We start from the raw sequence: 26,878 nt of genomic DNA, 5'->3' as shown, positions 1-26,878 counted from the left end.
GCGGCTCAGGGCGCCTTGTATCCGGCGGCCCGCGCGGCGGGCGACACGGCCAGGTAGTCGAGGGCGCGCTGCGTGGAGCATTCGCGGGACGGGTGGTAGTCGCGCCGCAGGTACGAGCGGGCGGCGGACACCATGAACCGGTTGCTGGGGAACAGCCCGCGCCGCACGGCCCGCCGGTAGTCCCGGATCCGGGGGCGGACGCCCTTCAGCGCCGGGTCGGCCCGGCACAGGTACGCGGCGCCCGCGTACACCATGAGCGGCATCGCGAGGACGCCTAGGAAGAACGCGATGAACCGCGTCCAGTACCGTCCGGCCACGTGCTGGTACACGTCGAACGCGACGGAGCGGTGCTCGACCTCCTCGGCGCCGTGCCAGCGCAGCAGGTCCATCATCGTCGGGTCGGCGCCGGCGTCGTCGAGTTCGCGGGCGTCCAGGATCCACTGGCCGAGGGCGGCGGTGTAGTGCTCGATGCCGGCGATGATCCCGATCCGGACGTCCAGCCACCGCCGCCTGGGCACGAGCGGCAGCGGGCACCGGTCGCCGAGCAGCCGCGTGAACATCCACTCGATCCGGCCGGTGAGCGGACGCGGGTCGAGGCCCTGCGCGAGCATCTGCCGGTCGAGGACGCCCTGGTGGGAGTAGGCGTGCACGGCCTCCTGGCCCATGAACCCCTTGACCTCCTTGTGGAGGCGCGCGTCGTCCTCCACGAGGGGCAGCGTCTGCTTGTAGACGTGCACGAACCAGCGCTCACCGGCGGGCAGGAGCAGGTGCAGGACGTTGATGAAGTGCGTCGCGACGGGCTCGTCCGGGATCCAGTGCAGCGGCGTGTCCGTCCAGTCGAACTTCACGCGCCGCGGAGTGATGACGGGATGCCGCTCGTCGATCTCGCTCATCGCCCTCCATCCAATTGGACTTGGCATCCAATATTGGGAGCGGGACGGGACCGCGTCAAGGGGCGGCGGAGTCGCTCAGGTCACAGGGGCGAGGACGACGTCGACGGTCAGGTCGGCGGGCGCGTCCTCCAGCGTCAGGTCGGCGATGCGCCCGGCCGCGGCCAGATCCGGACGTGCGATCCGCATCACCTCGGCGCCCCGCACCACCGCGCTGGACACGTCCGCGCGCATCGACGCCTTCGCCTCCGACTTCGCCTTGCGGACCTGCCGGAGCGCCTCCCCCGTCGCCGCCAGGACGGCCGGGTCGCCGCCCGGGGGCAGCTCCGCCGTCGACGGCCACGGTGCCGTGTGCACCGACCCGTGCCGCCACCACGACCAGACCTCCTCGGTCACGAACGGCAGGACGGGCGCGAACAGGCGCAGCATGACCGACAGCGCGGTGCGCAAAGCGGCCCGCGCCGACTGGCCCTCCGGCCCTTCGCCGTAGGCGCGTGCCTTGACCAGCTCCAGGTAGTCGTCGCAGAACTCCCAGAAGAACCGCTCCGTGCGCTCCAGGGCGCGCGCGTAGTCGTAGCCCTCGAACGCGTCCGTCGCGTCCTGGACGACCCCGGACAGCGCCGCCAGCATCGCCCGGTCGAGCGGTTCCGTCACCGCCGCGTCCGCGCGCACGTCCCCCAGCCCCAGCACGAACTTGGACGCGTTGAGGATCTTGATGGCGAGCCGCCGCCCGACCTTGATCTGGCCGGTGTCGAACGCCGTGTCGGTGCCCGGACGCCCGCTCGCCGCCCAGTACCGGACGGCGTCGGACCCGTACTCGCGCAGCAGGTCGATCGGGGTGACGACGTTCCCCTTCGACTTGGACATCTTCTTGCGGTCCGGGTCCAGGATCCAGCCGGACAGCGCCGTGCCCTTCCACGGCAGCGAGCCGTGCTCCAGATGCGCGCGGACGACCGTGGAGAACAGCCACGTCCGGATGATGTCGTGCGCCTGCGGACGCAGGTCGTACGGGAACACCCGGCCGAACAGGTCGGCGTCGCGCTCCCAGCCGCCCGCGATCTGCGGGGTCAGCGACGACGTCGCCCAGGTGTCCATGATGTCCGGGTCGCCGATGAAACCGCCCGGCTCGCCGCGCTGCTCCTCGGCGAACCCGGGCGGGACGTCGGACGACGGGTCGACCGGCAGCGCGTCCTCCGACGGCACGATCGGCGAGTCGTAGCGCGGCTCGCCCTCGCCGTCCAGCGGGTACCAGACGGGGATCGGCACGCCGAAGAACCGCTGCCGGGAGATCAGCCAGTCGCCGTTCAGGCCCTCGACCCAGTTCTCGTACCGGGCGCGCATGTAGCCGGGGTGCCATTCCAGCTCGCGGCCGCGCGCGATGAGCTCCGCGCGGACGCCCTCGTCGCGCCCGCCGTTGCGGATGTACCACTGCCGGGTCGTGACGATCTCCAGCGGCTTGCTGCCCTTCTCGTAGAACTTCACCGGCCGGGTGATCTTGCGCGGCTCGCCGTCCAGGTCGCCGGATTCGCGCAGCAGCTCGACGACCCGTTCCTTCGCGGAGAAGACCGTCTTCCCGGCCAGCTCGCCGTACGGATCGGAAGGGACGCCGTCCGGCGGGTCGGCGGCGAGGCGCCCGTCCCAGCCGATGATCGCGCGGGTGGGCAGGTTCAGCTCGCGCCACCAGGTGACGTCCGTGACGTCGCCGAACGTGCAGATCATCGCGATGCCGGACCCCTTGTCGGGCTCGGCCAGCCGGTGCGCGACGACCGGGACCTCGACGCCGAACAGCGGCGTGCGGACGGTCGTCCCGAACAGCTCCCGGTACCGCTCGTCGTCCGGATGCGCGACCAGCGCGACGCACGCGGGCAGCAGCTCGGGACGCGTCGTCTCGATGTAGACGGGCCGCTCGTCGCCGTGGAACCGGATCCGGTGGAACGCGCCGGGCTGCTCGCGGTCCTCCAGCTCGGCCTGGGCGACGGCCGTGCGGAACGTGACGTCCCAGAGCGTCGGCGCCTCGGACAGGTAGGCCTCGCCCCGCGCGAGGTTGCGCAGGAAGGCGCGCTGGGACGCCCTGCGGGACACGCCACCGATCGTCGTGTAGAGGTGCCCCCAGTCGACCGAGAGGCCGACGCGGCGCCACATCTCCTCGAACGCCTTCTCGTCCACGGCGGTGAGCCGCTCGCACAGCTCGATGAAGTTGCGCCGCGAGACGGGCAGCTGGCGCTTGGGGTCGGGCTTGGCGGGCGGCTCGAAGTCCGGATCGTACGGAAGGGACGGATCGCACCGCACCCCGAAGTGGTTCTGGACGCGCCGCTCCGTGGGCAGGCCGTTATCGTCCCAGCCCATGGGGTAGAAGACCGCCCGACCGCGCATGCGGTGATACCGCGCGACGGTGTCGGTGTGGGTGTAGGAGAAGACGTGGCCGACGTGGAGGGAACCGCTCACGGTGGGCGGCGGGGTGTCGATCGAGAAGACCTCGCCGCGCGGCCGCGTGCGGTCGAAGCGGTAGACGCCGGCCTCGTCCCAGCCGCGTACCCACTTGTCCTCCAGGCCGTCCAGGGAGGGCTTGGGCGGGACGCTCGGAGTACGCGGCTGCTCTGTCATGGACCAATCGTATTGACCGAGCCCCGCATCGCATGCCAATTACCGGCGCCAACGCGACGATCACCGGCGGACGGTTCCGGTAGCGTCGGAACCACCGGACGACTGGAGGACGATCATGGCGGACAAGGGCGACCTCGGCTGGCGGGTGATGGCCGGCGCCGCGGCCTTCGCGGGCGGCTTCGTCGCGAAGAAGGCCATCACGCTGGCCTGGAAGAAGAGCACCGGGAAGGAGCCGCCGACCAACCCCGAGTCCCCTGAGGTCGCGCTGACCGAGGCGATCGGCTGGGCCGTCGTGATGGGCGTCGGCATGGAGCTCGCCCGCCTCCTCGCCACCCGCGCCGCCGCGAAGCAGTGGGCCAAGGGCACCGGCCAGCTCCCGTCCAACCTCAAGACCGAGGCCTAGGAACGCGAGCGCCGGAGGTCAGTCCGCCGACTTCAGCCGACGGTGGTCGCGCGGGAGCGGGGGCGGGGCTCCCATGGACTGGCGGAGATCATGGCGGATCTTGGCGGCCAGGGCCCTGGTGGCGGAGCGGTTGAGGGCGGCGCCCGCGGCGGCGCCGGTGAGGAACGGGCCCATCGTGCCCAGGGTGCGGCCGAAGGTGCGCAGCATGCGTTTGCGCAGGGCCGACTTCGCCGCCGTGCCGAGGGCGCTGGTGAGCGAGCCGGTCTCCAGGGGGTTGATGCCGCGCTGCCGGGCCCAGGACGTGACGAACGCGGCGCCGCGGGTCGTGCCGGTGCCGTGGACGGTGACCCCGTACACCTCGTGCAGTTCGGCGATCATCTTGACCTCGATGGCGGCGACGATAAGGGTCTCGGCCGCGAGCTGAGCGGGGGCGGTCAGCAGCAGCGGCGGGGCGGCGAACTCCACGGCGGCGAGCGCGCCGCCGGCGGCGCCGACGGCGGTCGTGCCGTTCCCGGCCACCTTCACGATCCTGTCGGCGAGTTCCTCGCCCATCAGGCCGCGGTGGTGGGCCTGGAGCGTCTCAAGGTCGCGGATCGGGATGTGCGGGGCGGTCTCGACGAGCACGTCGCCGAGCCACCGGCCCCGCGCGACGCCCGCGGCGCCTGCTCTGCGGGCCTTCTGGCCGAGCAGTGCGGCCAGACGGCCGAGCAGGCGCCCGCGGGTCTCGCGGTCCATGTCCTCGTCGGCGGTGAGCCGTCCGACCAGCTCACCGAGTTCGGCGGAACCGTTCCGGCGGGACGGCTCCATGTCCTCCTGACGTTCGATCTCTCCCGGCACCCTGCGGCCACTCCCGGTCAGGCGGCGCACTCGCGGCAGATCGGCTGGCCGTTCTTCTCGGTGGCCAGCTGGCTGCGGTGGTGCACCAGGAAGCAGCGCGTGCAGGTGAACTCGTCGGCCTGCCGCGGAACCACCCGGAAGGTGAGCTCCTCGTTCGACAGGTCGGCCCCGGGCAGCTCGGCGACCTCACCGGCGTCCAGGTCCTCGTCGATGATGCTGGCGGCCTTGTCGGCGCGCCGGGCCTGGAGCTCCTGGAGGCTGTCCTCGCTGAGGTCGTCGTCTGTCTTGCGTGGGCTGTCGTAGTCGGTCGCCATCTTCTATCTCCATCCCCCTCAGTGCTTTATGCGCCCCGTCGCGCGGAACTAACGCTCGGGGGACCGTTCTTGTGCCCGATCCGGGCGGGAAATTCTGTCACGGTTGGTGACCTGCGACACACAAGGCGCGACCGTCCCCACGAGTGACACCCATCACCCGCATCTCTTCCGAGAAATGTGTCTTCTGTCACATATCGAACGGATGTCGCGGTATGGCGCCGTAACCAGGGCTCCCGCCGCGGTTCGCGCGGCGGTCGGGGATCATATCGGTCCGGGGGGCGTTGTGCGCGCCGACCTGCCCGGCGCGGCGGGACGGCCGATCGGGCAGGTCGGACATCGAACCAGACTCTTCAGTGAAACGTCTGAACTAACGCGATATCGTGCCCGCTTGAGGTTGGGGGCGGGTCCCCTGCGGGGCCTGCCCGGCGATCGCCGGCGGAAGGCCCTCGCAACGGGGTCCGGCGCACACTATCGCGGGACATCACTGCACTATCGCGGGACATCACTGCGGGTCACTGGAGGGTCAGATGCCGGATGCCGCTCCGCTGGAGCCGGGCGATCCTAGGGCACTCGGGCAGTACGAGGTCGTCGGACGGCTCGGCGCCGGGGGTCAGGGCGCCGTCTTCCTGGGCAGGACGCCGGGAGGCGAGTACGTCGCCGTCAAGCTGCTGCACGCCCAGATGGCGAACGACCCGGCCGCGCGGGCCCGGTTCACGCGCGAGGTGGCGGCGGCGCAGAAGGTCGAGCCGTTCTGCACGGCCCGCGTCCTGGAGGCCGACGTCCACGGCGACCAGCCGTACGTCGTCAGCGAGTTCATCGACGGGCCGTCCCTGCACGACGTCGTCGCGCACGACGGCCCGCGCAGCGCCGAGGAGCTGGAGCGCCTCGCGATCGGCACGGTGACGGCGCTCGCCGCCATCCACGAGGCCGGGATCGTCCACCGCGACTTCAAGCCGAACAACGTCATGCTGGCGTCCGACGGCCCGCGCGTCGTCGACTTCGGCATCGCCCGGACGGTCAATTCGCAGGAGAGCGCGGTGACCGCCACCGGGATGGTGGTCGGCACCCCCGGCTACCTGGCGCCCGAGCAGCTCACCGGCGCACCGCTCACCCCGGCCGTGGACATCTTCGCCTGGGCCGCGACGATGGTGTTCGCCGCGACCGGGCAGTCGCCGTTCGAGGCGGACACGCTGCCGGTCATCATCAACCGGATCCTCAACGAGGACCCCGACCTGTCCGCGCTGCCCGCCGGGCCGCTGCGCGACCTGGTCGGACGCTGCCTGTCCAAGGACGCGGGCCTGCGCCCGCCGGCGGCGCAGCTGCTGCTGAACCTGCTTGGGCACGTCGGCGTCGCGCCGGGCTCCCAGGCGGGCGGGCAGGGCGACCTGCTCAACCAGGGCACCCGGATCGCGTCGCAGCTCGCGCCGCCGCCCCCGGTGCCGGCCGCGCCGCGCCCGCAGCACCCGCCGCAGCAGCAGATCACCCCGCCGCCGATGCCGATGCATCAGGCCGGGATGCCGCAGGGCCCGAACACGCCGCCGCCGCAGCCGATCACGCCGCCGCCGATGCCGATGTACCAGGGCGGGGCGATGCCGCCCCCGCCGCCGACGCAGCCGCGGATGCCGATGGGGCAGCCGGTCCCGCCCGGGCCCGGGTACGGGCAGCCGAAGCAGTCCGGCGGCGCCGGGCCGATCCTCGCGATCGGCTGCGGGGTGCTCGCGCTGATCGTCGTCATCGTGATCGTGGCGATCGTGGTCGTCGCCGCCAACAGCGACGACCCGGACCCGGATCCGTACACGCCGCCGACGACCTACTCGCCGCGGACCGACTTCCCGACGCCGTCCACGACCCGCGGCGGCCTCATCGGCGTGTGGCGCGGCAACGGGTCCCAGCCGGGCGCCAGCTCGGGGCACACGAGCTTCGACGTCCGGTTCACGCTGGTTTACTCCAGCGGCATCGGGACGTACACCTACCCGTCCGGCTCGCAGGTCGAGTGCCGGACGCGGCTCACGCACCTGTCCGGTGACAGCAGCAGCACGCGGATCGAGTACCGGGAGACCCCGTACACGGGGATGGACCCGTCGGAGTGCGCGTCCGGCTACATCACGTTCATCCCGTCCGGGTCCGGCACCACCATGCGATGGGAGTGGCGGCAGACCCGCTCGGCCTCGTCCGCCCAGGCCTTCGGAACCGTGAGCAAGTGACGCACGAGGTCACGCCGCTTCGCGCGGGTGACCCGTCCCGGCTCGGCGCGTACCGCCTGACCGGCCTCCTCGGGGAGGGCGGCCAGGGGACGGTCTACCTCGGGGAGGACGAGCCGGGCCACCGGGTCGCCGTGAAGCTGCTGCACGCCCGGTTCAGCGGCGACCCGAAGGCGAGGGCGCGGTTCGCGGCCGAGGTGGCGGTCGCGAAGCGGGTCTCGGCGTTCTGCACGGCCCGCGTCCTCGACTCCGACGTCGAGGGCGACCGGCCCTACATCGTCAGCGAGTACATCGACGGCCCGCCGCTGTCGCAGGTGCTGTCCGCGGAGGGCCCGCGGAAGGGCACCGACCTGGACCGGCTGGCGATCGGGACGATGACGGCCCTCGCCGCCATCCACCAGGCGGGCGTCGTGCACCGCGACTTCAAGCCCGCCAACGTGCTGCTCGCGCCGGACGGCCCGCGGGTGATCGACTTCGGCATCGCGCGGGCGCTGGACGCGACCGGCACGATGTCGAGCACGGCCGTCGGCACGCCCGCCTACATGGCCCCCGAGCAGATCTCGGGGGCGCGGGTCGGGCCCGCGGCGGACGTGTTCGCGTGGGGCGCCACGATGGTCCACGCGGCGACGGCGCGTCCCGCGTTCGGGCACGACTCCATTCCGGCGGTCATGCACCGCATCCTCAACCTGCCGCCCGACCTCGGCGACCTGCACGCGCCGCTGCGCCAGATCGTGGCGGACTGCCTCAGCAAGGACCCGGCGCTGCGGCCCGCGTCCCAGCGCGTCCTGGCGCATCTGCTGGACCTCGCGGGGAGCCTGCCGCGACCGGCCGCCCGGCCGGACGCCCCTGGCGACGACTCGGTGATCCTCACGCAGGGGGCGGCGACCGCGGCGACGGAGTCGGCGCGGCTGCAGATCATCCCGGCGCAGCCGCCCCACCAGCCGCCGCCCCACCAGCCGCCGCCGAGCGCGGCGCCGTGGCCGCCTCCGCCTCCGCCGCACAACGGGCAGGGATACGCCGGGGCATGGCCGTCCTCCGCGGCCCCGTCCCCGGGGTCCGGCGCCACGCCTCCCCCGGGGAGGCGCGGCAGGCGCGGCATGGGGGTGCTGGCGAGCGCGGGCGGCGCCGCGCTGGTCGCCCTGGTGGTCGCCGGCACGGTGATCGCCGTCAAGCTCGCCGGTGACGGCGGGCCCGACCCGACCACGACGACGGCGGCCGGACGGACCGGCGGCACGTTCCCGATGGCGGCGAGGGCCCCCGGCACGGGCGCCGACGAGATCGACCCGTCGCACGCCTACGGCGGGACGGAGCGGTTCCTGACCAAGCAGCTGTTCACCGGCCTGACCGAGCTGGGCCCGGACGGCGTCGCGCGCAACCGCCTCGCCACGCAGATCACGCCGGACGCGTCCTGCCGGCGGTGGAAGATCCTCATCAAGGACGGGACGAGGTTCAGCGACGGCAGGCCCGTCGACGCGCAGGCGTTCGCCCGCGGCTGGTCCCGCAGCGCGGCGGCGGACGCCGGCGGCGGCTCCTTTCTGATGAACGACATCGAAGGCTTCTCCGCGGTCGCCGGTGGGAAGACCGCGACGCTGTCCGGTGTCAAGGTGGTGTCCGGCACCGCCCTCGACGTCACGCTCACCTCCCCCAACTGCGACTTCGCCGCACGGCTGTCCGAGCCCGCTTTCATGCCCGTCCCCGAGGATGCGGGCAAGCCCGACAACACCGCGTACAACACCCGGCCCGTCGGGAATGGGCCGTTCAGGCTGCAGGAGTATCAGCAGAACAGGCGGGTCTCGCTGGTGCGCAACGACGCCTGGGCGTTCGGCAAGGCGAAGTTCGACGGCGTGGACGTCCGCCTCAGCGCCGAACCGGTCCTCGGACGCACGGCCTACGCCGCGGGCGAGGTCGACTGGTACACCGTCGGCACCGATCAGCTCGGCACCACCCCCACGGCCGACATGATCTCGCGGCCCGCGCCGTTCACCCGGATGCTCGTCCCGATCACCGCGCGCGGGCCGATGAGGTCCAGGGAGGCCAGGGAGGCGGTGTCCTACGCCGTCGACCGCGAGGGGCTCGGCGCGCTGTTCGGCAACGCCTACAAGCCGGCGCACGGCCTCGTCCCGCCGGGGATCCCCGGCTTCGGCAGACCCGGCGCCTGCCCGTCGTGCGACGGGACGGACCCGGCGAAGGCCAAGGCGCTCGCGGAGCGGGCGGGGCTCGGGCCGGGGTCGGAGGTCCGGCTCTACCACCGTGCCTCGACCGCCGACGAGAAGCTGGTCCACGCCGTGCGGAGCATGCTGCAGTCGGTCCTCGGCTGGAAGATCGACCTGCGGGTGATCCCGCTCAGCGAGTTCGAGCGGTTCCGCAAGGAGCTCGTCGCGGACGACGCGTCCGGCCTGGCGTTCTTCTCCTGGGGGCCCGACTACCCGAGCGCCTACTCCATGCTGTGGCCGCTCCTCGGCGGCACGCTGGTGGCGACCGCCGAGAACACCCACTACAACCTGTCCGGCTGGAAGAACGGGAACTTCGACGACCTGATCTCCAGCGCCCTGCGGACGCAGCCCCCCGGCACCCGCGCGAACCTGTTCCGGCAGGCCGAGAAGCTGGCGCTGGACGACATGGCCCTCATCCCCCTGGTCAACAACGGCGCGGCCGCGGTGCGCAGGGGCGGCAAGTTCGTCGGCCTGGAGATGGACTACGACGGCGACCCGACCGTGGCGTCGGCCGCGCTCAAGTAGGGCCCGGCGCTCAGAGGATCAGCCCGGCGGGAGCCGGACCGTGACGATCAGTCCGCCGCCGGGACGCGGCGCCGCGTACACGGCGCCCCGGTGCGCGAGCACCACCGACCGGACGATCGACAGCCCGAGCCCCGCGCCCTTGGCCGACTCGACGCGGTCGGCGTTCAGCCGCCGGAACGGCTCGAACAGCCGCTCCACCTCGTAGGCGGGCACCGCCGGGCCGGTGTTCTCGACCTGGATGGTGGCGAACCCCTCCAGCATGCCGGTGCGGATCCACAGCTCGCCGCCGTCCTCGACGTTGTGCTTGATCGCGTTCTCGACGAGGTTGGACACCAGGTGCTCCAGCAGCACCGGGTCGCCGAGCGCCGTCCCGGACGTCAGCTCCGGATGGACGGCCACGTCGAGGTCGTGGTCGCCGCGCGCCGAGTGCTCCAGCACCGTCGTCGCCACCTCGGCCAGGTCGACCGGGGTGCGTGTCGCGAGTTCCCGCTCGCTGCGGGCGAGCAGCAGCAGGCCCTCGATGAGGCGCTCGTGCCTGGCGTTGGTGGCGAGGAGCGTCCGGCCGACGGCGCGCAGGTCGTCGGACACGTCCGGGTCGCCGAGCGCGACCTCCAGCAGCGTCCGGTTGATCGCGAGCGGGGTGCGCAGCTCGTGAGAGGCGTTCGCGACGAACCGGCGCTGCGAGTCGAACGCCATCCCGAGCCGTTCGAGCATCGCGTCGAAGGTGTCGGCCAGCTCCTTGATCTCGTCGTCCGGGCCCTCCAGCGCGATCCGCTCGTGCAGCGTGCTCTCCGACAGGCGGCGCGCGGTGGTGGTGACCCGCTGCAGCGGGCTGAGCGCCCGGTCGGCGACGAACCAGCCGAGCACCAGCGTGATGACCCCGACGCCGCCGAGCGCCAGCAGCGACCGTCCGACCAGCTGCCGCATCGTCTGCTCGACGAACTGGCGCTGCAGCGCGGCGGCCTCCTCGTCGGAGATGTTGAAGCCGATCACCTTGACGCCGCCGAGGATGTCGGCCATCAGCACCGACATCACGAACAGCAGCAGCGCGCCCGCCATGAAGAACAGCAGCCCGTACAGGAGGGTGAGGCGCAGCCGGACGCTCATCCGGGGCAGCGCCTTCATGTCGCCGAACGTCCCGCCGGTCCCGCCGCCGTCGCCGCGCCACATGCCCTTGGGCGCCTGGGCCGGCTGCGGGACCTGCTGCGGGCCGGGCCGCCGCCACGGGCCGCCGCCGGACGTCTCCGGGCCGTTGCGGGGTGCGGGTTCGGTGGTCACAGCCGGTACCCCACGCCGGGCACGGTCTCGATCACCGGGGGGTCGCCGAGCTTCTTGCGCAGCGTCATCATCGTGACGCGGACGACGTTGGTGAACGGGTCGATGTGCTCGTCCCAGGCCTTCTCCAGGAGCTGCTCGGAGCTGACGACGGCGCCCTCCGCGCTGAGCAGGACCTCCAGGACGGCGAACTCCTTGCGGGTCAGCTCGACGGGGCGGCCGTCCCGCGCGACCTCGCGGCGGGCCGGGTCGAGGCTGATCCCGGCGCGCTCCAGGACGGGCGGCAGCGGCGCGGCGGCGCGGCGGCCGAGGGCCCGCACCCGGGCGATCAGCTCGGCGAACGCGAACGGCTTGGCCAGGTAGTCGTCGGCGCCGATGGACAGGCCCTCGACGCGGTCGTCCAGCTCGCCCGCCGCGGTCAGCATGATGATCCGCGCCGGGTAGCGCTGCGCGACGAGCTGCTTGCAGACGTCGTCGCCGTGGATCTTGGGCAGGTCGCGGTCGAGGACGATCACGTCGTACTCGTTGACGCCCGCCCGCTCCAGCGCGCCCGCGCCGTCGTAGGCCACGTCCACCGCCAGCGTCTCCCTGCGCAGGCCGGTGGCGATCGCGTCGGCGAGCACCCGCTCGTCCTCGACGACTAGAACACGCACGTGGTCCCCCTCCGTGGGCCGGGACGAGGCCCGTCCCGGCCTCCAGATATGCCACGGGAGCCGTAAGACGCCCGTAAACACCTGTTCAGATGATCGTTGTCAGCGCCGTGGTGGCAGGGGCGCAAGAATCCGCGAAAATTGCATCAGGGTTCAGGTTTACCTTCAGCCTAGGGCTGGGTAGGCATGGGCACGATCCGGGAGGAGGCCTATGGGCGAGTTGTCACGAATGATCCACCAGCGACTCGATGACGCGTACGCGTCGCTGCGAAGCGCCCATGCAGAGGGTGACACCTACCTGGCGGACATTCGCCAGGAGGAGATCAACGACCTGCGCCGGATCGCAGCGAACAATGACATCGGTGTAGAGCCGCCCCGCTGCGACTGAGAACGCGCGAGCGACACGGGGAGCCCGGGACATGTGCGGTCCCGGGCTCCCCGTTCCACGTCCCGCATCGGTCGTTTCACGTCCTGGCTCAGTCGCCCAGCGGGTCCAGTGGCGCCAGGAGGTCGTGCAGGGCCTCGAAGGTGCCCGGGCCCGCGGCGATGGTCAGTTCCGGGCCGGGCGCGGCGCCGTGCAGGCCCTCGACGCGTCCGCCCGCCTCCCGGACGATCAGCCCACCGGCGGCGATGTCCCACGCCTGGACGCCGCGCTCGTAGTAGGCGTCGACCCGTCCGGCCGCGAGCGAGCAAAGGTCGACGCAGCAGGAGCCGGCGCGCCGGATGTCGCGGACGTTCGGCAGCACGCCCGTGAGGACCTGCGCCTGCCTGGCGCGCCGTCCGGCCGCGTAGCCGAACCCCGTGGCCACCAGCGCCTTGTCGAGCGGCACCCGGGAGTTCACGCGGAGTTCGCGCGTGCCGGACGCCGTGTGCTGGAGGGCGCCCGCGCCGCGCACGGCCGTGTACGACTCGCCCCGGCGCGGGATCTCCACGACCCCGGCGACGGCCGTGCCGTCCACCTCGGCGGCGATGCTGACCGCCCAGTCGGGCAGGTCGTAGAGGTAGTTGACGGTCCCGTCGATCGGGTCGACCACCCAGCGGACGCCGCTGCCGCCAGACCGGTCGCCGCCCTCCTCGCCGAGGAACGCGTCGTCGGGGCGGGCGGCCCGGATCCGCTCGATGACCAGCTGCTCGGCGGCGCGGTCCATGCGGGTGACGACGTCGGTCGGGGACGACTTGGTCTGCACGACGTCCGGGCCGCCCGCGGGACGCTTGTCGACCAGCATCCGGCCCGCCTCCCGCGCGGTCTCGGCGGCCAGCTCCAGGAGGTCGTCGGCCAGGCTCATCGCGCTCATGCTCCTCGTGGGGGGACGACCCCCCGCACCCCCCGGTCCGCTTCGCTCATTTCGCGGCCAGCAGGTGGCGGGGCAGGGCGGCGAACCTCGGGTCGGTGCCGGGGGTGGCGGCCCGCGCGTACGCGATGCCGAGGTCGGCGGCCCGTTCCGCGCCCTCGACGTCGAGGTCGAACTTGACCTCCATGTGGTCGGACACGAACCCGATCGGCACGACCGCTACGGCGCGGACGCCTTCGCCGTGCAGTTTCTCCAGATGGTCGGTGATCTGCGGTTCCAGCCAGGGCTGCGTGGGCGGGCCGCTGCGGCTCTGGTAGACGAGATCCCACGGCGTTCCAGGGGCGGCCTTCTGCGCAACCGTCCGCGCGGCGGTCTCCAGCTCTTCGACGTACAGGTCCCGGTTGGGCTGGGACAGCGGCACGCTGTGCGCGGTGAAGACCAGCCGCGCGTCTTCTGGTAGACGGCTCAGAGCGTCTTTCGCGGCGTCCACGAACGGTTCTATGAAGCCGGGCCTTTCGCAGTAGACGGGGAGCTTGTCGATCTCAGGCGCGTCCGGCACCTCTTGGCGCGCGCGCGCAATGTCGTTGAGGTACTGGTCGTTGGTGGAGTATCCGCTGTAGGCGGACGTGACGAAAGCGGCCGCCCGGCGCACACCGTCCACCCGCATCTGCCGGACGGTGTCGGCCAGATACGGGGTCCAGTTCCGGTTGCCCCAGTAGACGGGCAGATCCACGCCGTGCGCGGCGAAATCGGCCTCGATCGCGGCCTTGAGGTCGCGGCACTGCTGATTGATGGGGCTGACCCCGCCGAACAGGTGGTAGTGCTCCCCCACCGCTTCCAGGCGTTCCCGTGGGATGTTCCGGCCACGAGTCACGTTCTCCAGGAACGGGATCACGTCCTCGGGCCCCTCCGGCCCGCCGAACGACAGCAGAAGCAACGCGTCATACGACGTCATGCTTCTATCCAATCAGCTCTCCGATCAGCTGAACCTCGCGGCGTACGCGCGGGCGAGGCTGAGGACCTTCTGGACGTACCAGTGGGCGTGGTTGTACTGGTACACCGCGTTGTAGAGCTGCTTGCCGCCCCTGCCCGCACCGTTCGCGCACAGGTATTTCGCTGCTCCGGGGATGGCGTCGTAGGGGTTCATGATGTCGGCCTTGCCGTCGCGGTCGCCGTCCACCCCGTACGCCCTCCACGTCGCGGGCATGAACTGCATCGGCCCGAGCGCGCCCGCGCTGGACGGGCCCGCGTTGCGGCCGTGGTCGCTCTCGACCTGGCCGATCGCGGCGAGGACCGTCCAGGACAGGCCCCGGCACGCGGTGGCCGCCTCCTTGTACAGGTCCAGGTAACCGCTCGGACGGCCGCCGTCGCCGGGCGCCTGGTAGTCGTGCAGGTTGACGACGTTCGTGCCGGGCCCGAGGACCTTGGTCACGGCCTTGACGACCTTGGCCGGGCTCACGCCGGGCGCGTTGACCAGGACGGCCACGTTCGGGACGAGCCCGATCTGACCACCGGAGCTCCCGCTGACGAGCATGTCGATGCCGGGCAGGCCGAGGGGCCCGGAGCCGCCCATCGTCAGCTCGGGCATCGTCCGTCCGACCACCGGGTACCGCATGCCCCGGTTGAGCCGGAGCTGCTCCGCGGCGGCCGTGGACACCACGAACCGGTCGGCGGCCAGCGCCTCCCACAGGGCGTTGTCCTTCGCCGTGCCGGGCGGCGTCCACGAGCGGAACGCGGACGGGTCGACGGCGAACGTGTTGACCTGGCGCCCCTGGAGCTGGACGGCGCCGCCCGCGACCGCGACGACGTCCCTGACCCGGCCCAGCGAGGCGATCTTCTTGATCTTGGCGGCGGGGATCGAGCCGCGGCCGACCGCCAGCACGTCCGGCGGGACCACGCGCCGCAGCGGGGCGACCTCGCCGCCGGTGGCCACGTTGACCGGGTCGCCGGGCGGGACGCTCGGCGGCGGCTGCGCTCGCGGCGAGTCGGCGGCGGGCTCCGCGTCCTCCGTCAGCGCCGCGATCACGCCGCCGGACGCGCTCGCGACGGCGAGGACCGCGATCCCGGCGACGGCGAGCCGCAGGCCCCGGCCACCGCGGCGCGTCCTGGAAGGCGCGCCTGCGCTCTGCGGCCCCCGCTGCTTCTTCTCCGGCTTCGGCCTGCGCGGTCGCATGTCGGGCTGGGGCTCGGGCTCGGTGCGCGGTGCTGATGGAGGAGCCACAACTTTTCCCAACGACTGTCGCTTAGGACGGTTCCCCGCCTTGTCACTTCATTCCCACATGTAACGGGATCATGGGCGAGCCGGTATCCGACCGGATAGTACGGTATCGCCGGATTCGCCCCAGGCGCTTCCGAGCGCAGAACATGAACTTTCCTCACGAACGGGAGCCGAGTAGAGTCACGGCATGTCCCCCGTGAGCAACCAGACGTGGCGGAACTGGGCGGGAAACCAGCAGGCCACGCCGCATCGCGTCGTGACGCCGCGCACCGCCGGCGAGGTCGGGGCGGCGGTGCGGTCGGCCGCCGACGACGGCCTCACGGTCCGCATGACGGGCACGGGCCACTCCTTCACCGGCGCCGCCGTCGCGGAGGGCGTCCTGCTGCGTCCGGAGGGGCTCACGGCCGTGCGCTCGGTCGACACGGCGTCCGGGCTTGTCACGGTCGAGGCGGGGCTACCGCTGCACCGGCTCAACCGCGTCCTGGACGACCACGGCCTCGCGCTGGCCAACATGGGCGACATCCAGGAGCAGACCGTCGCCGGCGCCCTGCAGACCGCCACGCACGGCACCGGACGCGACGCCGCCGGGCTGGCCTCCCAGGTCGCCGCGCTCGAACTCGTCCTCGCCGACGGCACCGTCGTGACCTGCTCCCGGAAGGAGCGTCCCGACCTGTTCGACGCGGCGTGCGCGGGCGTGGGCGCACTCGGCGTGGTCACCGCCATCACCTGGCGTACCGTCCCGGCGTTCCTCCTGCGGGCCCAGGAGGAACCGATGAAGTGGGACGAGGTCCTCGCACGCCTGGACGAGTTCGACACCGCCAACGAACACTTCGAGTTCTACTGGTTCCCGCACACCGAGGGCGGCCTGACCAAGCGCAACAACCGCGTCGAGGGCCCCGCGGAGCCGCTGTCCGGGTTCAAGTACTGGCTGGACGACCAATTCCTGTCCAACACGGTGTTCGGAGCCGTCAACCGGCTGACGCATCGGGTTCCCAGCACGACTCGCTTCGTGAACGGCATTTCCGCCAAGGCTCTCGGCGCGCGCGCCTACAGCGACACCTCGTACAAGGTCTTCACTAGTCCGCGGACCGTCCGCTTCAAGGAGCAGGAGTACGCGATCCCGCGCGAGGAACTCGTCCCGGCACTGCGTGAGCTGCGTGCCCTGTTCGCGCGGAGAGACTGGCGCATCAGCTTCCCGATCGAGGTCCGGATGCTTCCCCGCGAGGACGCCTGGCTGTCGATGGCCCACGGACGGCGCAGCGCGTTCATCGCCGTGCACGTCTACCACCGCGACGCGCACGAGGACTACTTCAGCGGCGTCGAGGACATCATGACCGCGCTCGACGGACGTCCGCACTGGGGCAAGCTCCACACGCGCGACGCCGCGTACCTGGAGAAGGTGTATCCGAGGTTCGGCGACTTCCGCGCCCTGCGCGACGAACTCGACCCCGACCGCCGCTTCGCCAATCCCTATACGAAACAGGTCTTCGGCGACTGAGGCGGCTCAGCCGGCGGGCGCCTGCGGGTCGGCGCCGCCCGGCTCCTGGCCGCCGCCGTCCGGCGGGCCCTCGGTGGGCGCCGGTGTGTCCGGAGGCGTCGGAACCGACGACGTGGGCGGGGTCGTGGGCTGGTCGGTGGGCCGCTGGGTCGGCTGCGTCGTCGGCTGCCCGTCCGGTGTGGTCGGCTGCGTGGAGGGCGTGTCCCCGGTCGGCGTCTCGCCCGGCGTGGCGCCCGGGCTGCTCGGGTCGCCGGACGGGGTCGGCGACGGATCGTCGTCCGGCTGCCCGCCACCGCCGCCCAGCACCTGCGTGACGGTCAGGCCATTTCCGCCCTTGCCGATCGCCTGCCCGGTGGTCGCCTCGTAGATCGTGATCCCGCCGATCACGATGGCGAACACCGCGGCCGACGACACCGCGAGCTTCACCCAGTGCGCCCTGGCCCACTCGACCGTGTTCTCCCACGCCGACCGCCGGGCGGCCTGGCGCACCGCGTCCTCCCCCGCGGCCTCGGCGAGCGAGGCGGCGACCGCGTCCACCGGGTCGAGGCGCGTCGAGTTCGGATCGGCGCCGGACGGCGAGTCGCGCCGCGTCGCGCCCGGATCACCGCCGGACAGGGGATCGGATCGGGTGGCGTTCGGATCGCGGCCGGGCAGGGGGTCGAACCGGGTGGCGTTGGGATCACCGCCGGTCAGGGGGTCGAACTGCGTGGCGTTGGGATCGCCGCCGGGCGCCGGATCGAACCGGCGGGTGGCGTTCGGGTCGCCCGACCACACCGCGGTGCGGGTCGGGTCGGCGCTGGTCGCCTCGTCCACCGCGCCCTCCGCCTCGTCCCGCCGCCGCGCCTCCGCCTGGAGATGGGTCAGCTCCTTGAGCCGGCCCCGGCCCTGGTCGAGGTAGTGCTTGCCGACCGCCGCCCCGGCCGTCGAGATCACGCTCATCAGCGCCGCGCCGATGATCGTCCCGTACACCCCCAGGTAGGACGCCCCCAGTGCCGCGGCCGCCGTCGCCGCCGCGCTCGCGATCAGCTGCGTCGTGCTCACGTCCGGCAGCTTGCGCGGCATGCCTCTGATCCCCCTCGTCCATCGCCGTCGAATCCCCGGAACAGAAACTAACCGGGACATTCGGGTAGTTCCGCCCGCGAACGTGACAATCACAACGCCGGGCCGGTTGGAGCCGCGCGCCCCCGTCAGGCAGAGTGAGGAAAAAGATGGACAAGAATCAGGCTGGGCGGCGCCCCGCCTGCCGCGTCACCGGCAAGCTAGGTCAGGTGCCCTCTTCGACCTCGTGGAGGGGGCTTCGAGAGCGGCGATGTTCGGACATGCCGGGTACGGTGCTGGCAGCAGGTGTGTCCGAAAGAGAGACTCGGGAACCCGGGGGAAGGGCACGCATGCGCCCTCGGTGGGCATCGGACGGCCGGCCGGTGAGAGCAAGGCCGGGCCGGTCCGGGGTCCTCCGTGCCATAAGGACAGGGCAGGAAGGACACGCATGCAGGAGCTGCGCCTCGTCGCGGTCAGCGAGGACGGTACGTACCTCGTCCTGGCCACCGCGGGCCGAGGCACCCGGTTCACCCTGCCCGTCGACGACCGGCTCCGCGCCGCGGTCCGTGGGCACTTCTCCCGCCTCGGCCAGTTCGAGATCGAAGTGGAGAGTCCCTTGCGCCCCAAGGAGATCCAGGCCCGTATCCGCTCCGGCGAGACCGCGGAGGAGATCGCCGAGTCGGCGGGCATCCCGGTCGAGCGCGTCCGCTGGTTCGAGGGACCGGTCCTGCAAGAACGCGAGTACATGGCACAGCAGGCGCAGCGCGTCGCCGTGCGCCGTCCCGGCGAGTCGGCGCCGGGACCGCCGCTGGGCGAGACCGTCGAGGAACGCCTCGGCCGCGGCGGCGTCGACCTCGAAGAGGTCGAATGGGACTCCTGGAAGTGCGAGGACAACACCTGGCGCGTCCGCCTCTCCTTCTTCGACAACGCCCGCCCGCACGCCGCGGAGTGGACGTTCGACCCGCGCCGCCGCCTGGTCTCCCCCCTGGACGAGATCGCCGCGCGCCTCACCGCCGTCGACTGGGACGAGGAGCCGCTCTCCGACACCGTCACCCCGCTCGTCCCGCGCCGTCCCGCGATGAAGGTCGTGTCCAGCGACCGCGGCCCGGCGCCCCGCGGGCTGCCCGCCGAGCCCGAGCAGCACGCCGCGCACGAGCAGCAGCACGCCGCGCCCGCACCCGCGCCGCCTGCGCCTGTGCCCGAGCCGCTCCGCGCCGCCGAGCCCCGCGGCTACGTGGCCGAACGCGGCCCCGTGGCCGAGCCCCGCACCCGGTTCCAGCAGCCGAGCGAGGCCGCTTCGCTGCGCGAGGCCGTCCAGCCGCGCGAGTCGGACGACCGCGTCGAACCGGCCACGCGCACACCGTCGTCGCTCCGCCCGACCGGCGCCCGCGAACAGGCCGCCCCGGCCGAGCCCGCGGAAACCGTCGCCCGCGACGAGACGCCCGAGCCGGGCGAGGCCGCTCTGGGACGCGACACGACCGAGTCCGCCAGGCCAAGTGAAGCGGCACGGACGCCCGAGCCTGCTCCACCCATCGAGGCGGACGAGGCGCGCGACACCGACACGTATGAGACCGCCGCCGAGGATGAGGCCGCCGCCGGGCAGGACGCGGCGCCCGCGGTCGAGAGCGAGACCGTCCGTCCCGAGGAGGAGGACGACCGCGAGGCCGCCGAGGCGGAGACGGTCGCGGACGAGCGCGACGACGAGCCGGACGAAGCCGACCGCCACCAGGAGACCGCCGAAGAGGCACCGGCGGAGGAGGCGCCCAGCGCGGCGGCTCCACGGCGCAAGCCCCAGCCCGCGCAGCCTGTGCAACCTGCACAGACTGCGCAGCCCGCGCCGTCCGAGCCCGCCGAGGACGAGAAGCCCGCTCGGGACAAGCCCGCGGCCGCCCAGCAGCGTCCCGCGCAACGGCAGGCTCCGCGGACGCCGGCGAAGAAGAAGCCGGCCGGCCGTCCCGCCATGCCCGCGGCGACGCAGGAGAAGCCGGCGACCGAATCGCCCGCACCGGCGGCCGCCGCGGCGAACGGTGAGCCGACGCCCGCCGCGCCGCGTCCGGCACGGCGCCGCAAGGCCAAGGGCAAGCGCGCCTCCGTGCCGTCCTGGGACGAGATCATGTTCGGCGCCCGCCGTCCCGAATAGCCTTCCGCGCGCAGGTCAGGGGCGGGCGTCGGGCGGGGACTCCAGGAACGGCGTCAGCCACGCCGGGGTGATGCCGGCGGCCAGGGCCACGGCGTCCTCCTCCGCCATGTCCGTTGCCGAGTAGCCGCCGTCTCCCGCGCCGACGGCGGCGAACAGCGTCGCCAGGCCGAGCCTGCGCTGGAAGAGGGTCCGGCGGATGCGCCACCCGATGATGGCGTCGTGCTCGACGACCACCTGGCGGCGCCGCAGGGAGCCCGAGCGCACGCTGAGGCGCCCCCCGTCGGTGACGTGGCCGAGCTGCCGGTACCGGTCCAGGCCGAGCGGAACCGCGAGGACGGCGAACACCGCGCACACGTAAGCGACCCAGGGCTGACCAGCGAGAACGGCGAGGCCCGCGATGCCGACCGGCCCCGCCACCGCGCGGACCAGTCGACGCCCCCGAGCGGCGGGCGGGTGGGCGATCAGAGGGCCGGGGACGTTCCCGACGACGCGCGCCGCGAGCGACTCGGCGACCGTGCGCGGCGCGGCGGGCAGCAGGCGGCCGCGATGCGCGGCGTCGCCGAGGCCGGTGATCAGCGCGCCGAGGCGCGTCACTCCGGCCATCCGCTCGAACGGGTTGTCGGCGAGTTCGACCCCGCGCAGGCGCCGCCGTTCGAGCGAGACGCTGCGGCGGGTGAGGAGCCCGCGCTCCACGACGACGGAGCCGTCCCGCTCGTGGACGGTGAAGTCCCAGTTGAACAGCGTGAAGACGATCACCGACATGACCGGCATCGCGATCAGGACGAGGATGGCCGGCGCGACGACGAGGGCCGTGGGGAGGCCCACCACGTCATGGCCGAGGTCCTCCACCCGCTCCCGCGTGATGAGGCCCAGGTCGTCGCCGAGGTTGTAGACGGTGCCGAGGAGGCTCCCGGCCAGCGCGAACGGCGTGAGCAGGTAGGCGCCGCTGAGCGGCGCGTACACGTACCAGCGGCGCCGCATGCGGGCGAGGACGCGGCGCGGCGGCGCGGGCGCGTCCCTGGCCAGGAGGATCCCGCGGAGCCGTTCGGCCTCCTGCCGGGAGACGGCGTTCAGCGTCCCCTCGCCGCCGTCCGCGCCCGCGTCGATGTGGAGGACCGCCAGGCCGAGCAGCCGATGCGGGAGGGACGCGCTGATGTCCACGCCCCGGATCCGGTCGCGCGGGATGGTCTTGACCGACCGTCCGATGAGCGCCCGCCGGAGCTCGATGCGGTCGCCGTACAGGACGTAGGTGAACGTCACCCAGCTCGCGATATGGAAGATCAGCCCGAACGCCAGCCCGGCGAGGGTGAAGTAGAACGCCGTGGACAACCCGCCGACGAGAAGCCCCGTCGTACCGGCCAGGACCAGGGCGATGAGTTCCCGGACGGCCCCCACCACGAACGTGAGCGGATGCAGCCGCTGAGCGTGACCGACCTCCTGCGGCCGCGTCCCGTTCGACCCGGGCGCGGCGGGCGCGGCGGGCGCGGCGGGCGTGGCGGCCGTGGCGCCGCCGTCGCGATGGCCGTTGGACGGCGAGCCGTCGGACTGCGAGCCGGCGGTCCGGTCGTGCGCCGCGGGATCGGGCGCCACGGGTTCGGGTGCCGCGGGTTCGGGCGCCTGGTCGCCGTCCCGGACGTTCACGTCGCGTCGTCGCGGAGGTCGTGCGCGCGGTGCGCGAGGTCCTCGGCCAGGCGGGTCGCCACGTCCACCGGAAGCCCGGCGACCTCGGACGACCCGGTGTGCGAGGCCGTGTTCACCTCGATCGTGGCGAGTCCCAGCAGCCGCTCGATCCAGCCCTGCTCGGTGTCGACGGTCTGGATCCGCCCCACGGGGACCAGCATCCATTCGCGGCTGAACCAGCCCGTCCGGGTGTAGACGACGTCGGCGCTGACCTCCCACCGGTGGACGCGGTAGCGCCAGACCGGCGCGACGGTCACCATGAGCAGCCCCGCCGTGCCGACGATGTAGGGCAGCCAGCCGACCCGTCCCGACAGCCATCCGGGCATCCCGTCCCACCCGGCGTCGCCCACCCAGGCGGCCACGCCGAGCGCGAGCCCGAACGCCAGGCCCCACAGCAGCAGATACTCGATGGCCCAGTGCGCGATCGCGCGGCGCGACACCCGGTGTTCGGGCGGCCGCAAGCGCGGCGGGTGCGGCCCCCCGCCGTCCTTCTGGTGACTGCGCCGCACCGACGTCACACCGCGAGTTTAGAACGCCGGAGGCGCCCTCCAGCCGTTTCTCCCTGCGCGAACACCCTGTCCCCGGCACCAGTTCCCCCGGGTCGCGGGGACGGACCTCCCGGGTCGCGGGCACAATCCGGCGGCCGTCAGCGTTTTGTCAGTGGTCCATGCGATGTTGTGGGCGCGTCAGGCGCCACCGGCGGAGCTTGGCCGGGGCGGCGGGAAAAACTGGATGCATACCACCCCGGACACCGCATATTTTGGGCTGCCCCTCGTCTGAGGGGCGGAGACGTCCGGCGAACGAAATCACCTAGGAGATCACATGACGTACGCCATCCAGGCCGACGGCCTGGAGAAGCGGTTCGGTGAGACCCAGGCGCTGGCGGGCGTCTCCCTCACCGCCGAGGCCGGAACGGTCCTCGGCGTACTGGGCCCGAACGGCGCGGGCAAGACCACCATGACCCGGATCCTCGCCACGCTGATCGACCCGACCGGGGGCAGCGCGAGCGTCAACGGGTTCGACGTGGTCAAGGACGCGCACAAGGTCCGCCAGCTCATCGGCCTGACCGGCCAGTACGCCGGGGTGGACGAGATGCTCACCGGCACCGAGAACCTCGTGCTGATCGCCCGCCTGCTCGGCATACCGCGCCGCGACTCCAAGGCGCGGGCCGCCGAGCTGCTGGAGCGGTTCCAGCTCACCGAGGCGGCCGAGCGCGCCGCCAAGACGTACTCGGGCGGGATGCGCCGCCGTCTCGACCTCGCCGCGAGCCTGGTCGGACGGCCGCAGATCCTGTTCCTCGACGAGCCGACCACGGGCCTCGACCCGCGCAGCCGCAACGGCCTGTGGGACATCGTCCGCGGCCTGACCGACGACGGCGTCACCGTCCTGCTGACCACGCAGTACCTGGAGGAGGCCGACCAGCTCGCCGACGACATCGTCGTCATCGACCGCGGCCAGATCATCGCGCATGGCACGTCCGACGTGCTGAAGTCGCAGGTCGGCGGTCAGGTGCTGGAGGTCCGCCCGGTCCACGCGGCCGACCAGGACGCCGTGGCGCGGATCGTCGGCGACCTGGCCGAGGCCGTCCCGGACGTCCGCGACGGCCAGATCAGCACGCCGATCACCGACCCGCAGCTGATGCCCGCCGTCGTCCGCCGCCTCGACGACGCGGGCGTCGCCGTCGGCGAGCTGTCGCTGCGCAAGTCCAGCCTGGACGAGGTGTTCTTCGCCCTCACCGGCCACCACACCGACGACATCGAAGCCGAGGCCGACGAGCTGGCCCTGTCTGCCAAGAAGCAGGCCGCCGACAAGGAAGGGGCGTCGGCATGACCACCGCGACGTTCGCGCCGCAGGAACTGTCCAAGCGGGTCGCGCCGGGCACCGCCGTCCGCAACACGATGACCCTGGCCTGGCGCAACCTCGTCCAGATCAAGCACAACCCGATGGAGCTGCTGGACCTGTCCATCCAGCCCATCATGTTCGTGCTGCTGTTCGCGTACGTGTTCGGCCCCGCGATGGAAGGCAGCGTCGACGCGTACCTGCCGATCGTGATCCCCGGCATCATCGCGCAGAACGCCCTGTTCGCCGGGATGAGCACCGGATTCGGACTGAACACCGACATCACCAAGGGCGTCTTCGACCGGTTCCGGAGCCTGCCGATCTCGCGCAGCGCCCCGCTCGCCGGGCGGATCATCGCCGACACCGCCAAGCAGGCGTGGTCGATGATGATCCTGCTCGTGGTCGGCTTCGCGATCGGCTTCCGGATCGAGACCAACGTCCTCGCGCTGCTGACCGCGTTCGTGCTCCTGCTGACCTTCGCGGTCCTGTTCTCCTGGACGTCGGTCTACATCGCGATGAAGGTCAACGAGCCGGAGAAGGTGCAGATCTTCGGCTTCGTGGTGATCTTCCCGCTGAGCTTCCTGAGCACCGCGTTCATCAAGTCGACGAACGGCATCCCCGGGCCGGTGGCCTGGGTGATGGACAACAGCCCGGTGACGCACCTGGTGGAGGCGATGCGCGGCCTGCTCGTCGGCGGCCCCGTCTTCGAACACGCGTGGGTGGCCCTGGCCTGGGGCGTCGGAATCTCCCTGGTCTTCGCCCCGCTGTCCCTCCGCGCCTTCAAGAAGCGCGCCTGACGGCGAGACGCCTCTGACAGCGAGACGCCCCCGCGGCCGGGTGATCGGCCGTGGGGGCGTCTTGTGTTGGACGAGTGGTCAGGCTGCGGTTTCGGTGGGGCTCGTGTCGGTGGCGGCGGCTTCGGCGATCTTGGCCTTGGCGCGGGCGTCGTCCAAGGCGGCGAGTTCGAAGTCGGCGCGGGGCTGCTCGACGATGGCGAGCGAGACGGTCTCGCGCTTGAGGAACAGCGCGAGCGTCCAGTCCGCCACGACGCGGATCTTGCGGTTGAACGTCGGGACCATCGCGCCGTGGTAGGTCCGGTGGAAGAACCACGCGGGCCAGCCCTTCAGCTTGAAGCCGAGCGGGTTGGCCACGCCCTTGTGCAGGCCGAGGCCGGCGACGGTGCCGAGGTTGCCGTGGACGTACGGCTTGAGCGTCTTGCCGCGCAGCGACCGGACGATGTTGTCGCCGAGGACCTTGGCCTGCCGGACGGCGTGCTGCGCGTTCGGCGGGCAGAACTCGCCGTCCTGCGTCAGGTCCGGGATCGCGGCGTTGTCGCCGGCGGTGAACGCGCGGACGAGGCCCTCGATGGTCAGGTACTCGGTGCCCTTGACGCGGCCCTTCTCGTCCACGGGCAGGTCGCCCTGCCGGACGACCGGGGACGCCTTGACGCCCGCGTTCCACACCAGCGTCCCGGCCTGGAAGGCGCTGCCGTCCGACAGCTCGATCCGGCCGCCGACCGCCGACTTGAGGAGGGTGTTCATCTTCACGGCGATGCCGCGGCCGCGGAGCTGCTCGGCGGTCCACCGGCCCATGTCGGGGCCGACCTCGGGCAGGATGCGGTCGGTCGCCTCGACGAGGACGAACCGCAGGTCCTGCGGGGTGACCTTGCGCATGTACTTGGTGGCGTCGCGGGTCATGTCCTCGAGTTCGGCGACCGCCTCGACGCCGGCGAACCCGCCGCCGACGAACACGAAGGTCAGCGCCTTGCGGCGCATCTCCTCGTCGTCGGTCGACTCCGCGATCTCCAGCTGCTCCAGGACGTGGTTGCGCAGGTGGATGGCCTCGCCGACGGTCTTCAGGCTGATGCCGTTCTCGGCGAGCCCGGGGATCGGCAGCAGCCGCGGCACCGCGCCCGCGGCCATGACGAGGTAGTCGTAGGAGATCCGCTCCGGCCGCCCGGCCAGCGGCTGGACGATCGCCCATCCCTCGTCGTGGTTCAGCTCGGTGACCCGCGCCTTGCGGACGGTGCACTTCGGCAGCACCCGGCGGAGCGGGACGACGACGTGCCGCGGGGAGATGTTCCCGGCGGCGGCCTCGGGAAGGAACGGCTGGTACGTCATGTACGAGTTGGGGTCCACGACGGTGACCTTGACCTCGCCCCGCCTGAGCTCGCGCTTGAGCTTCTTCTGCAGACGCAGGGCGGTGTACATGCCCACATAGCCGCCACCCACGATGAGGATGTGGGGAGCGCCAGGGGTTCCCTCGGCGGTCCTGGCCATTGCGGCCTCCAATGTCACGGTCGGCTTGTGAAGACATTCACAAGCTACCTGATGATCGTGCTCGGCACCATCGAGAACCATGTGAAGAACATGAGAATTTCCCGTCACAGCAAAGAAGGCCGGTGGTGAAGCTGTGAAACTCGCCACTCCTTCTCGATTTTCCGGACGGACCAGGACAAACCACGCATGACCAACGTCACAGGCCCCTCTCCCGGAGAGCCGTCGCGCGGCGGGACGAAAGGCGCGTTCCACTCCCCGCGAAGCCCTATCGTTGGGGCGGACGAGGAAGGGGGCGCCGGCGGCGTGATGCGGGCTGCCGAGACGCGAGGCCGAGATGACGGCGATCCGGCGGCGCGCGGCGTACGATCTCGCCCGGGAGCGAATCGATGATGAGCAGAGACCGGCGTCCGATCACGGCCGCGGCGGGCGCGCTCGCCCTCGCCGGGACCGTGGGCGGCTGCGGGCTGATCGGCCAGCCCCAGAACAAGAGCGCCGAGTTGTCCGAATGGTTCACGGTGACCAGCCCCGTCTTCCGCGATGGGCGCGACTTGCCCCCGCGGTACGGCTGCACGACGTACCCTGGCGGACAGGGCAGGACCCCACCGCTACGGTGGTCGGGCACTCCGGCCGGGACCAGGTCGTTCGCGATCGTGATGGACGACCCGGACGCGTCCGGCGGCGCCTACGTCCACTGGGTGATCGCGGGCATCGACGGGACGGTGAACGAACTCGTCGAGGGAGCAAGTCTGGACAGGACCGTCGAAGGGTTGACCACGGACAAGAAGGCGGGCTACGCGCCGCCGTGCCCGCCCAAGGGAGAGCAGCATCGGTACCGGTTCACCATCTACGCGCTGGACGATCCGGCACCGTTCCAGAACGGCGCGGCACTGAAGGACTCACTGCCGGCCATCGCCGAGCACACGGTGGGACGGGGACGGATCACCGGGAACTTCGGCGGCTAACAGGCGCGTTGACCGTGGAG

General features: G+C 72.2%; 22 protein-coding genes. 9 read left to right on the top strand and 13 right to left on the bottom strand.

Annotated features, from left to right (window positions below):
- Nucleotides 1-5: 5 nt before the first annotated feature.
- Nucleotides 6-893, bottom strand: a complete 888-nt coding sequence (locus tag ACH35V_RS24740) for a metal-dependent hydrolase (protein ID WP_395975348.1) — start codon at nucleotides 891-893, stop codon at nucleotides 6-8.
- Nucleotides 894-968: 75 nt separating this feature from the next.
- A complete protein-coding gene (valS, locus tag ACH35V_RS24735; RefSeq protein ID WP_395975346.1) occupies nucleotides 969-3,494 on the bottom strand; it encodes a valine--tRNA ligase in 2,526 nt (841 codons plus the stop codon).
- A 115-nt stretch (nucleotides 3,495-3,609) separates the two neighbouring features.
- On the opposite strand from valS, the gene ACH35V_RS24730 reads away from it, so the two are divergent.
- The gene (locus tag ACH35V_RS24730; protein ID WP_395975344.1) at nucleotides 3,610-3,897 is read left to right on the top strand and encodes a DUF4235 domain-containing protein; all 288 of its coding nucleotides are present in this window, start codon (nucleotides 3,610-3,612) and stop codon (nucleotides 3,895-3,897) included.
- An 18-nt stretch (nucleotides 3,898-3,915) separates the two neighbouring features.
- Here ACH35V_RS24730 and ACH35V_RS24725 read toward each other — a convergent pair whose 3' ends face one another.
- The gene (locus ACH35V_RS24725; protein ID WP_395975342.1) at nucleotides 3,916-4,734 is read right to left on the bottom strand and encodes a hypothetical protein; all 819 of its coding nucleotides are present in this window, start codon (nucleotides 4,732-4,734) and stop codon (nucleotides 3,916-3,918) included.
- Nucleotides 4,735-4,751: 17 nt separating this feature from the next.
- On the bottom strand, nucleotides 4,752-5,048 hold the full coding sequence (locus ACH35V_RS24720; RefSeq protein ID WP_067893074.1) for a DUF4193 domain-containing protein: 297 nt from the start codon (nucleotides 5,046-5,048) through the stop codon (nucleotides 4,752-4,754).
- 527 nt (nucleotides 5,049-5,575) lie between these two features.
- Between ACH35V_RS24720 and ACH35V_RS24715 the strand changes: the two genes are divergently transcribed.
- A complete protein-coding gene (locus tag ACH35V_RS24715) occupies nucleotides 5,576-7,252 on the top strand; it encodes a serine/threonine-protein kinase (protein WP_395975340.1) in 1,677 nt (558 codons plus the stop codon).
- Complete coding sequence (locus ACH35V_RS24710) at nucleotides 7,249-9,987, top strand: ABC transporter substrate-binding protein (RefSeq protein WP_395975338.1); 2,739 nt, start codon at nucleotides 7,249-7,251, stop codon at nucleotides 9,985-9,987. The genes ACH35V_RS24715 and ACH35V_RS24710 overlap by 4 nt, the downstream gene beginning before the upstream one ends.
- A gap of 18 nt (nucleotides 9,988-10,005) precedes the next feature.
- Here the strand turns inward: ACH35V_RS24710 and ACH35V_RS24705 are convergent, their stop codons facing one another.
- Together ACH35V_RS24705 and ACH35V_RS24700 are read right to left on the bottom strand one after the other, a co-directional pair.
- Nucleotides 10,006-11,265 carry a sensor histidine kinase gene (locus ACH35V_RS24705; RefSeq protein WP_395975337.1) on the bottom strand — a complete coding sequence of 420 codons (1,260 nt, stop codon included), beginning with the start codon at nucleotides 11,263-11,265 and terminating at the stop codon, nucleotides 10,006-10,008.
- Nucleotides 11,262-11,915: a response regulator transcription factor gene (locus tag ACH35V_RS24700; protein WP_395975336.1), complete on the bottom strand. Its 654-nt coding sequence runs from the start codon at nucleotides 11,913-11,915 to the stop codon at nucleotides 11,262-11,264. Before ACH35V_RS24700 ends, ACH35V_RS24705 begins: the two co-directional genes overlap by 4 nt.
- A gap of 208 nt (nucleotides 11,916-12,123) precedes the next feature.
- Here ACH35V_RS24700 and ACH35V_RS24695 point away from each other — a divergent pair, with 208 nt between their 5' ends.
- Entirely contained in the window at nucleotides 12,124-12,300 is a 177-nt protein-coding gene (locus ACH35V_RS24695) for a hypothetical protein (RefSeq protein WP_395975335.1), read from the top strand.
- 88 nt (nucleotides 12,301-12,388) lie between these two features.
- Here ACH35V_RS24695 and ACH35V_RS24690 read toward each other — a convergent pair whose 3' ends face one another.
- Genes ACH35V_RS24690 through ACH35V_RS24680 form a run of 3 tightly spaced genes read right to left on the bottom strand, consistent with a single transcriptional unit; the run spans nucleotide 12,389 to nucleotide 15,377 of the window.
- Nucleotides 12,389-13,198, bottom strand: a complete 810-nt coding sequence (locus ACH35V_RS24690) for an inositol monophosphatase family protein (RefSeq protein WP_395975730.1) — start codon at nucleotides 13,196-13,198, stop codon at nucleotides 12,389-12,391.
- A gap of 55 nt (nucleotides 13,199-13,253) precedes the next feature.
- Nucleotides 13,254-14,159, bottom strand: coding sequence for a ferrochelatase (locus ACH35V_RS24685; RefSeq protein WP_395975334.1), 906 nt, complete (start codon nucleotides 14,157-14,159; stop codon nucleotides 13,254-13,256).
- Between the two features lie 24 nt (nucleotides 14,160-14,183).
- On the bottom strand, nucleotides 14,184-15,377 hold the full coding sequence (locus tag ACH35V_RS24680; RefSeq protein WP_395975333.1) for a lytic transglycosylase domain-containing protein: 1,194 nt from the start codon (nucleotides 15,375-15,377) through the stop codon (nucleotides 14,184-14,186).
- 232 nt (nucleotides 15,378-15,609) lie between these two features.
- Between ACH35V_RS24680 and ACH35V_RS24675 the strand changes: the two genes are divergently transcribed.
- Nucleotides 15,610-16,920 carry a D-arabinono-1,4-lactone oxidase gene (locus tag ACH35V_RS24675; RefSeq protein WP_395975332.1) on the top strand — a complete coding sequence of 437 codons (1,311 nt, stop codon included), beginning with the start codon at nucleotides 15,610-15,612 and terminating at the stop codon, nucleotides 16,918-16,920.
- Between the two features lie 6 nt (nucleotides 16,921-16,926).
- On the opposite strand, the gene ACH35V_RS24670 is transcribed toward ACH35V_RS24675, so the two are convergent.
- Nucleotides 16,927-17,982 (bottom strand): hypothetical protein, encoded by a 1,056-nt coding sequence (locus ACH35V_RS24670; RefSeq protein ID WP_395975331.1) that lies wholly within the window; start codon nucleotides 17,980-17,982, stop codon nucleotides 16,927-16,929.
- Between the two features lie 424 nt (nucleotides 17,983-18,406).
- Between ACH35V_RS24670 and sepH the strand changes: the two genes are divergently transcribed.
- Nucleotides 18,407-20,098 (top strand): septation protein SepH, encoded by a 1,692-nt coding sequence (sepH, locus tag ACH35V_RS24665; protein WP_395975330.1) that lies wholly within the window; start codon nucleotides 18,407-18,409, stop codon nucleotides 20,096-20,098.
- 15 nt (nucleotides 20,099-20,113) lie between these two features.
- Here the strand turns inward: sepH and ACH35V_RS24660 are convergent, their stop codons facing one another.
- Complete coding sequence (locus tag ACH35V_RS24660) at nucleotides 20,114-21,739, bottom strand: PH domain-containing protein (protein WP_395975329.1); 1,626 nt, start codon at nucleotides 21,737-21,739, stop codon at nucleotides 20,114-20,116.
- Nucleotides 21,736-22,296, bottom strand: a complete 561-nt coding sequence (locus ACH35V_RS24655) for a PH domain-containing protein (RefSeq protein WP_395975328.1) — start codon at nucleotides 22,294-22,296, stop codon at nucleotides 21,736-21,738. The genes ACH35V_RS24660 and ACH35V_RS24655 overlap by 4 nt, the downstream gene beginning before the upstream one ends.
- A 304-nt stretch (nucleotides 22,297-22,600) precedes the next feature.
- Here ACH35V_RS24655 and ACH35V_RS24650 point away from each other — a divergent pair, with 304 nt between their 5' ends.
- Nucleotides 22,601-23,608, top strand: a complete 1,008-nt coding sequence (locus tag ACH35V_RS24650; RefSeq protein ID WP_395975327.1) for an ATP-binding cassette domain-containing protein — start codon at nucleotides 22,601-22,603, stop codon at nucleotides 23,606-23,608.
- Entirely contained in the window at nucleotides 23,605-24,414 is an 810-nt protein-coding gene (locus ACH35V_RS24645) for an ABC transporter permease (protein ID WP_395975326.1), read from the top strand. The genes ACH35V_RS24650 and ACH35V_RS24645 overlap by 4 nt, the downstream gene beginning before the upstream one ends.
- 78 nt (nucleotides 24,415-24,492) lie before the next feature.
- Here ACH35V_RS24645 and ACH35V_RS24640 read toward each other — a convergent pair whose 3' ends face one another.
- Nucleotides 24,493-25,896 carry an NAD(P)/FAD-dependent oxidoreductase gene (locus ACH35V_RS24640; RefSeq protein WP_395975325.1) on the bottom strand — a complete coding sequence of 468 codons (1,404 nt, stop codon included), beginning with the start codon at nucleotides 25,894-25,896 and terminating at the stop codon, nucleotides 24,493-24,495.
- Between the two features lie 386 nt (nucleotides 25,897-26,282).
- On the opposite strand from ACH35V_RS24640, the gene ACH35V_RS24635 reads away from it, so the two are divergent.
- Complete coding sequence (locus tag ACH35V_RS24635) at nucleotides 26,283-26,858, top strand: YbhB/YbcL family Raf kinase inhibitor-like protein (RefSeq protein ID WP_395975324.1); 576 nt, start codon at nucleotides 26,283-26,285, stop codon at nucleotides 26,856-26,858.
- Nucleotides 26,859-26,878 lie beyond the last annotated feature (20 nt).

This window comes from Actinomadura sp. 1N219 (assembly GCF_044326405.1).
Taxonomy (GTDB): Bacteria; Actinomycetota; Actinomycetes; order Streptosporangiales; family Streptosporangiaceae; genus Spirillospora.
Note: the sequence above shows the minus strand (reverse complement) of the source record. Positions and strands in the feature narration are given on the sequence as shown.

Excerpts from the sequence above, each read along its gene's own strand:
- ACH35V_RS24740 (WP_395975348.1), bottom strand. The coding sequence starts at position 893 with ATGAGCGAGATCGACGAGCGGCATCCCGTCATCACTCCGCGGCGCGTG.
- valS (WP_395975346.1), bottom strand. The coding sequence starts at position 3,494 with ATGACAGAGCAGCCGCGTACTCCGAGCGTCCCGCCCAAGCCCTCCCTG.
- ACH35V_RS24730 (WP_395975344.1), top strand. The coding sequence starts at position 3,610 with ATGGCGGACAAGGGCGACCTCGGCTGGCGGGTGATGGCCGGCGCCGCG.
- ACH35V_RS24720 (WP_067893074.1), bottom strand. The coding sequence starts at position 5,048 with ATGGCGACCGACTACGACAGCCCACGCAAGACAGACGACGACCTCAGC.
- ACH35V_RS24715 (WP_395975340.1), top strand. The coding sequence starts at position 5,576 with ATGCCGGATGCCGCTCCGCTGGAGCCGGGCGATCCTAGGGCACTCGGG.
- ACH35V_RS24695 (WP_395975335.1), top strand. The coding sequence starts at position 12,124 with ATGGGCGAGTTGTCACGAATGATCCACCAGCGACTCGATGACGCGTAC.
- ACH35V_RS24690 (WP_395975730.1), bottom strand. The coding sequence starts at position 13,198 with ATGAGCCTGGCCGACGACCTCCTGGAGCTGGCCGCCGAGACCGCGCGG.
- ACH35V_RS24685 (WP_395975334.1), bottom strand. The coding sequence starts at position 14,159 with ATGACGTCGTATGACGCGTTGCTTCTGCTGTCGTTCGGCGGGCCGGAG.
- ACH35V_RS24680 (WP_395975333.1), bottom strand. The coding sequence starts at position 15,377 with ATGCGACCGCGCAGGCCGAAGCCGGAGAAGAAGCAGCGGGGGCCGCAG.
- ACH35V_RS24675 (WP_395975332.1), top strand. The coding sequence starts at position 15,610 with ATGTCCCCCGTGAGCAACCAGACGTGGCGGAACTGGGCGGGAAACCAG.
- ACH35V_RS24670 (WP_395975331.1), bottom strand. The coding sequence starts at position 17,982 with ATGCCGCGCAAGCTGCCGGACGTGAGCACGACGCAGCTGATCGCGAGC.
- sepH (WP_395975330.1), top strand. The coding sequence starts at position 18,407 with ATGCAGGAGCTGCGCCTCGTCGCGGTCAGCGAGGACGGTACGTACCTC.
- ACH35V_RS24650 (WP_395975327.1), top strand. The coding sequence starts at position 22,601 with ATGACGTACGCCATCCAGGCCGACGGCCTGGAGAAGCGGTTCGGTGAG.
- ACH35V_RS24645 (WP_395975326.1), top strand. The coding sequence starts at position 23,605 with ATGACCACCGCGACGTTCGCGCCGCAGGAACTGTCCAAGCGGGTCGCG.
- ACH35V_RS24640 (WP_395975325.1), bottom strand. The coding sequence starts at position 25,896 with ATGGCCAGGACCGCCGAGGGAACCCCTGGCGCTCCCCACATCCTCATC.
- ACH35V_RS24635 (WP_395975324.1), top strand. The coding sequence starts at position 26,283 with ATGATGAGCAGAGACCGGCGTCCGATCACGGCCGCGGCGGGCGCGCTC.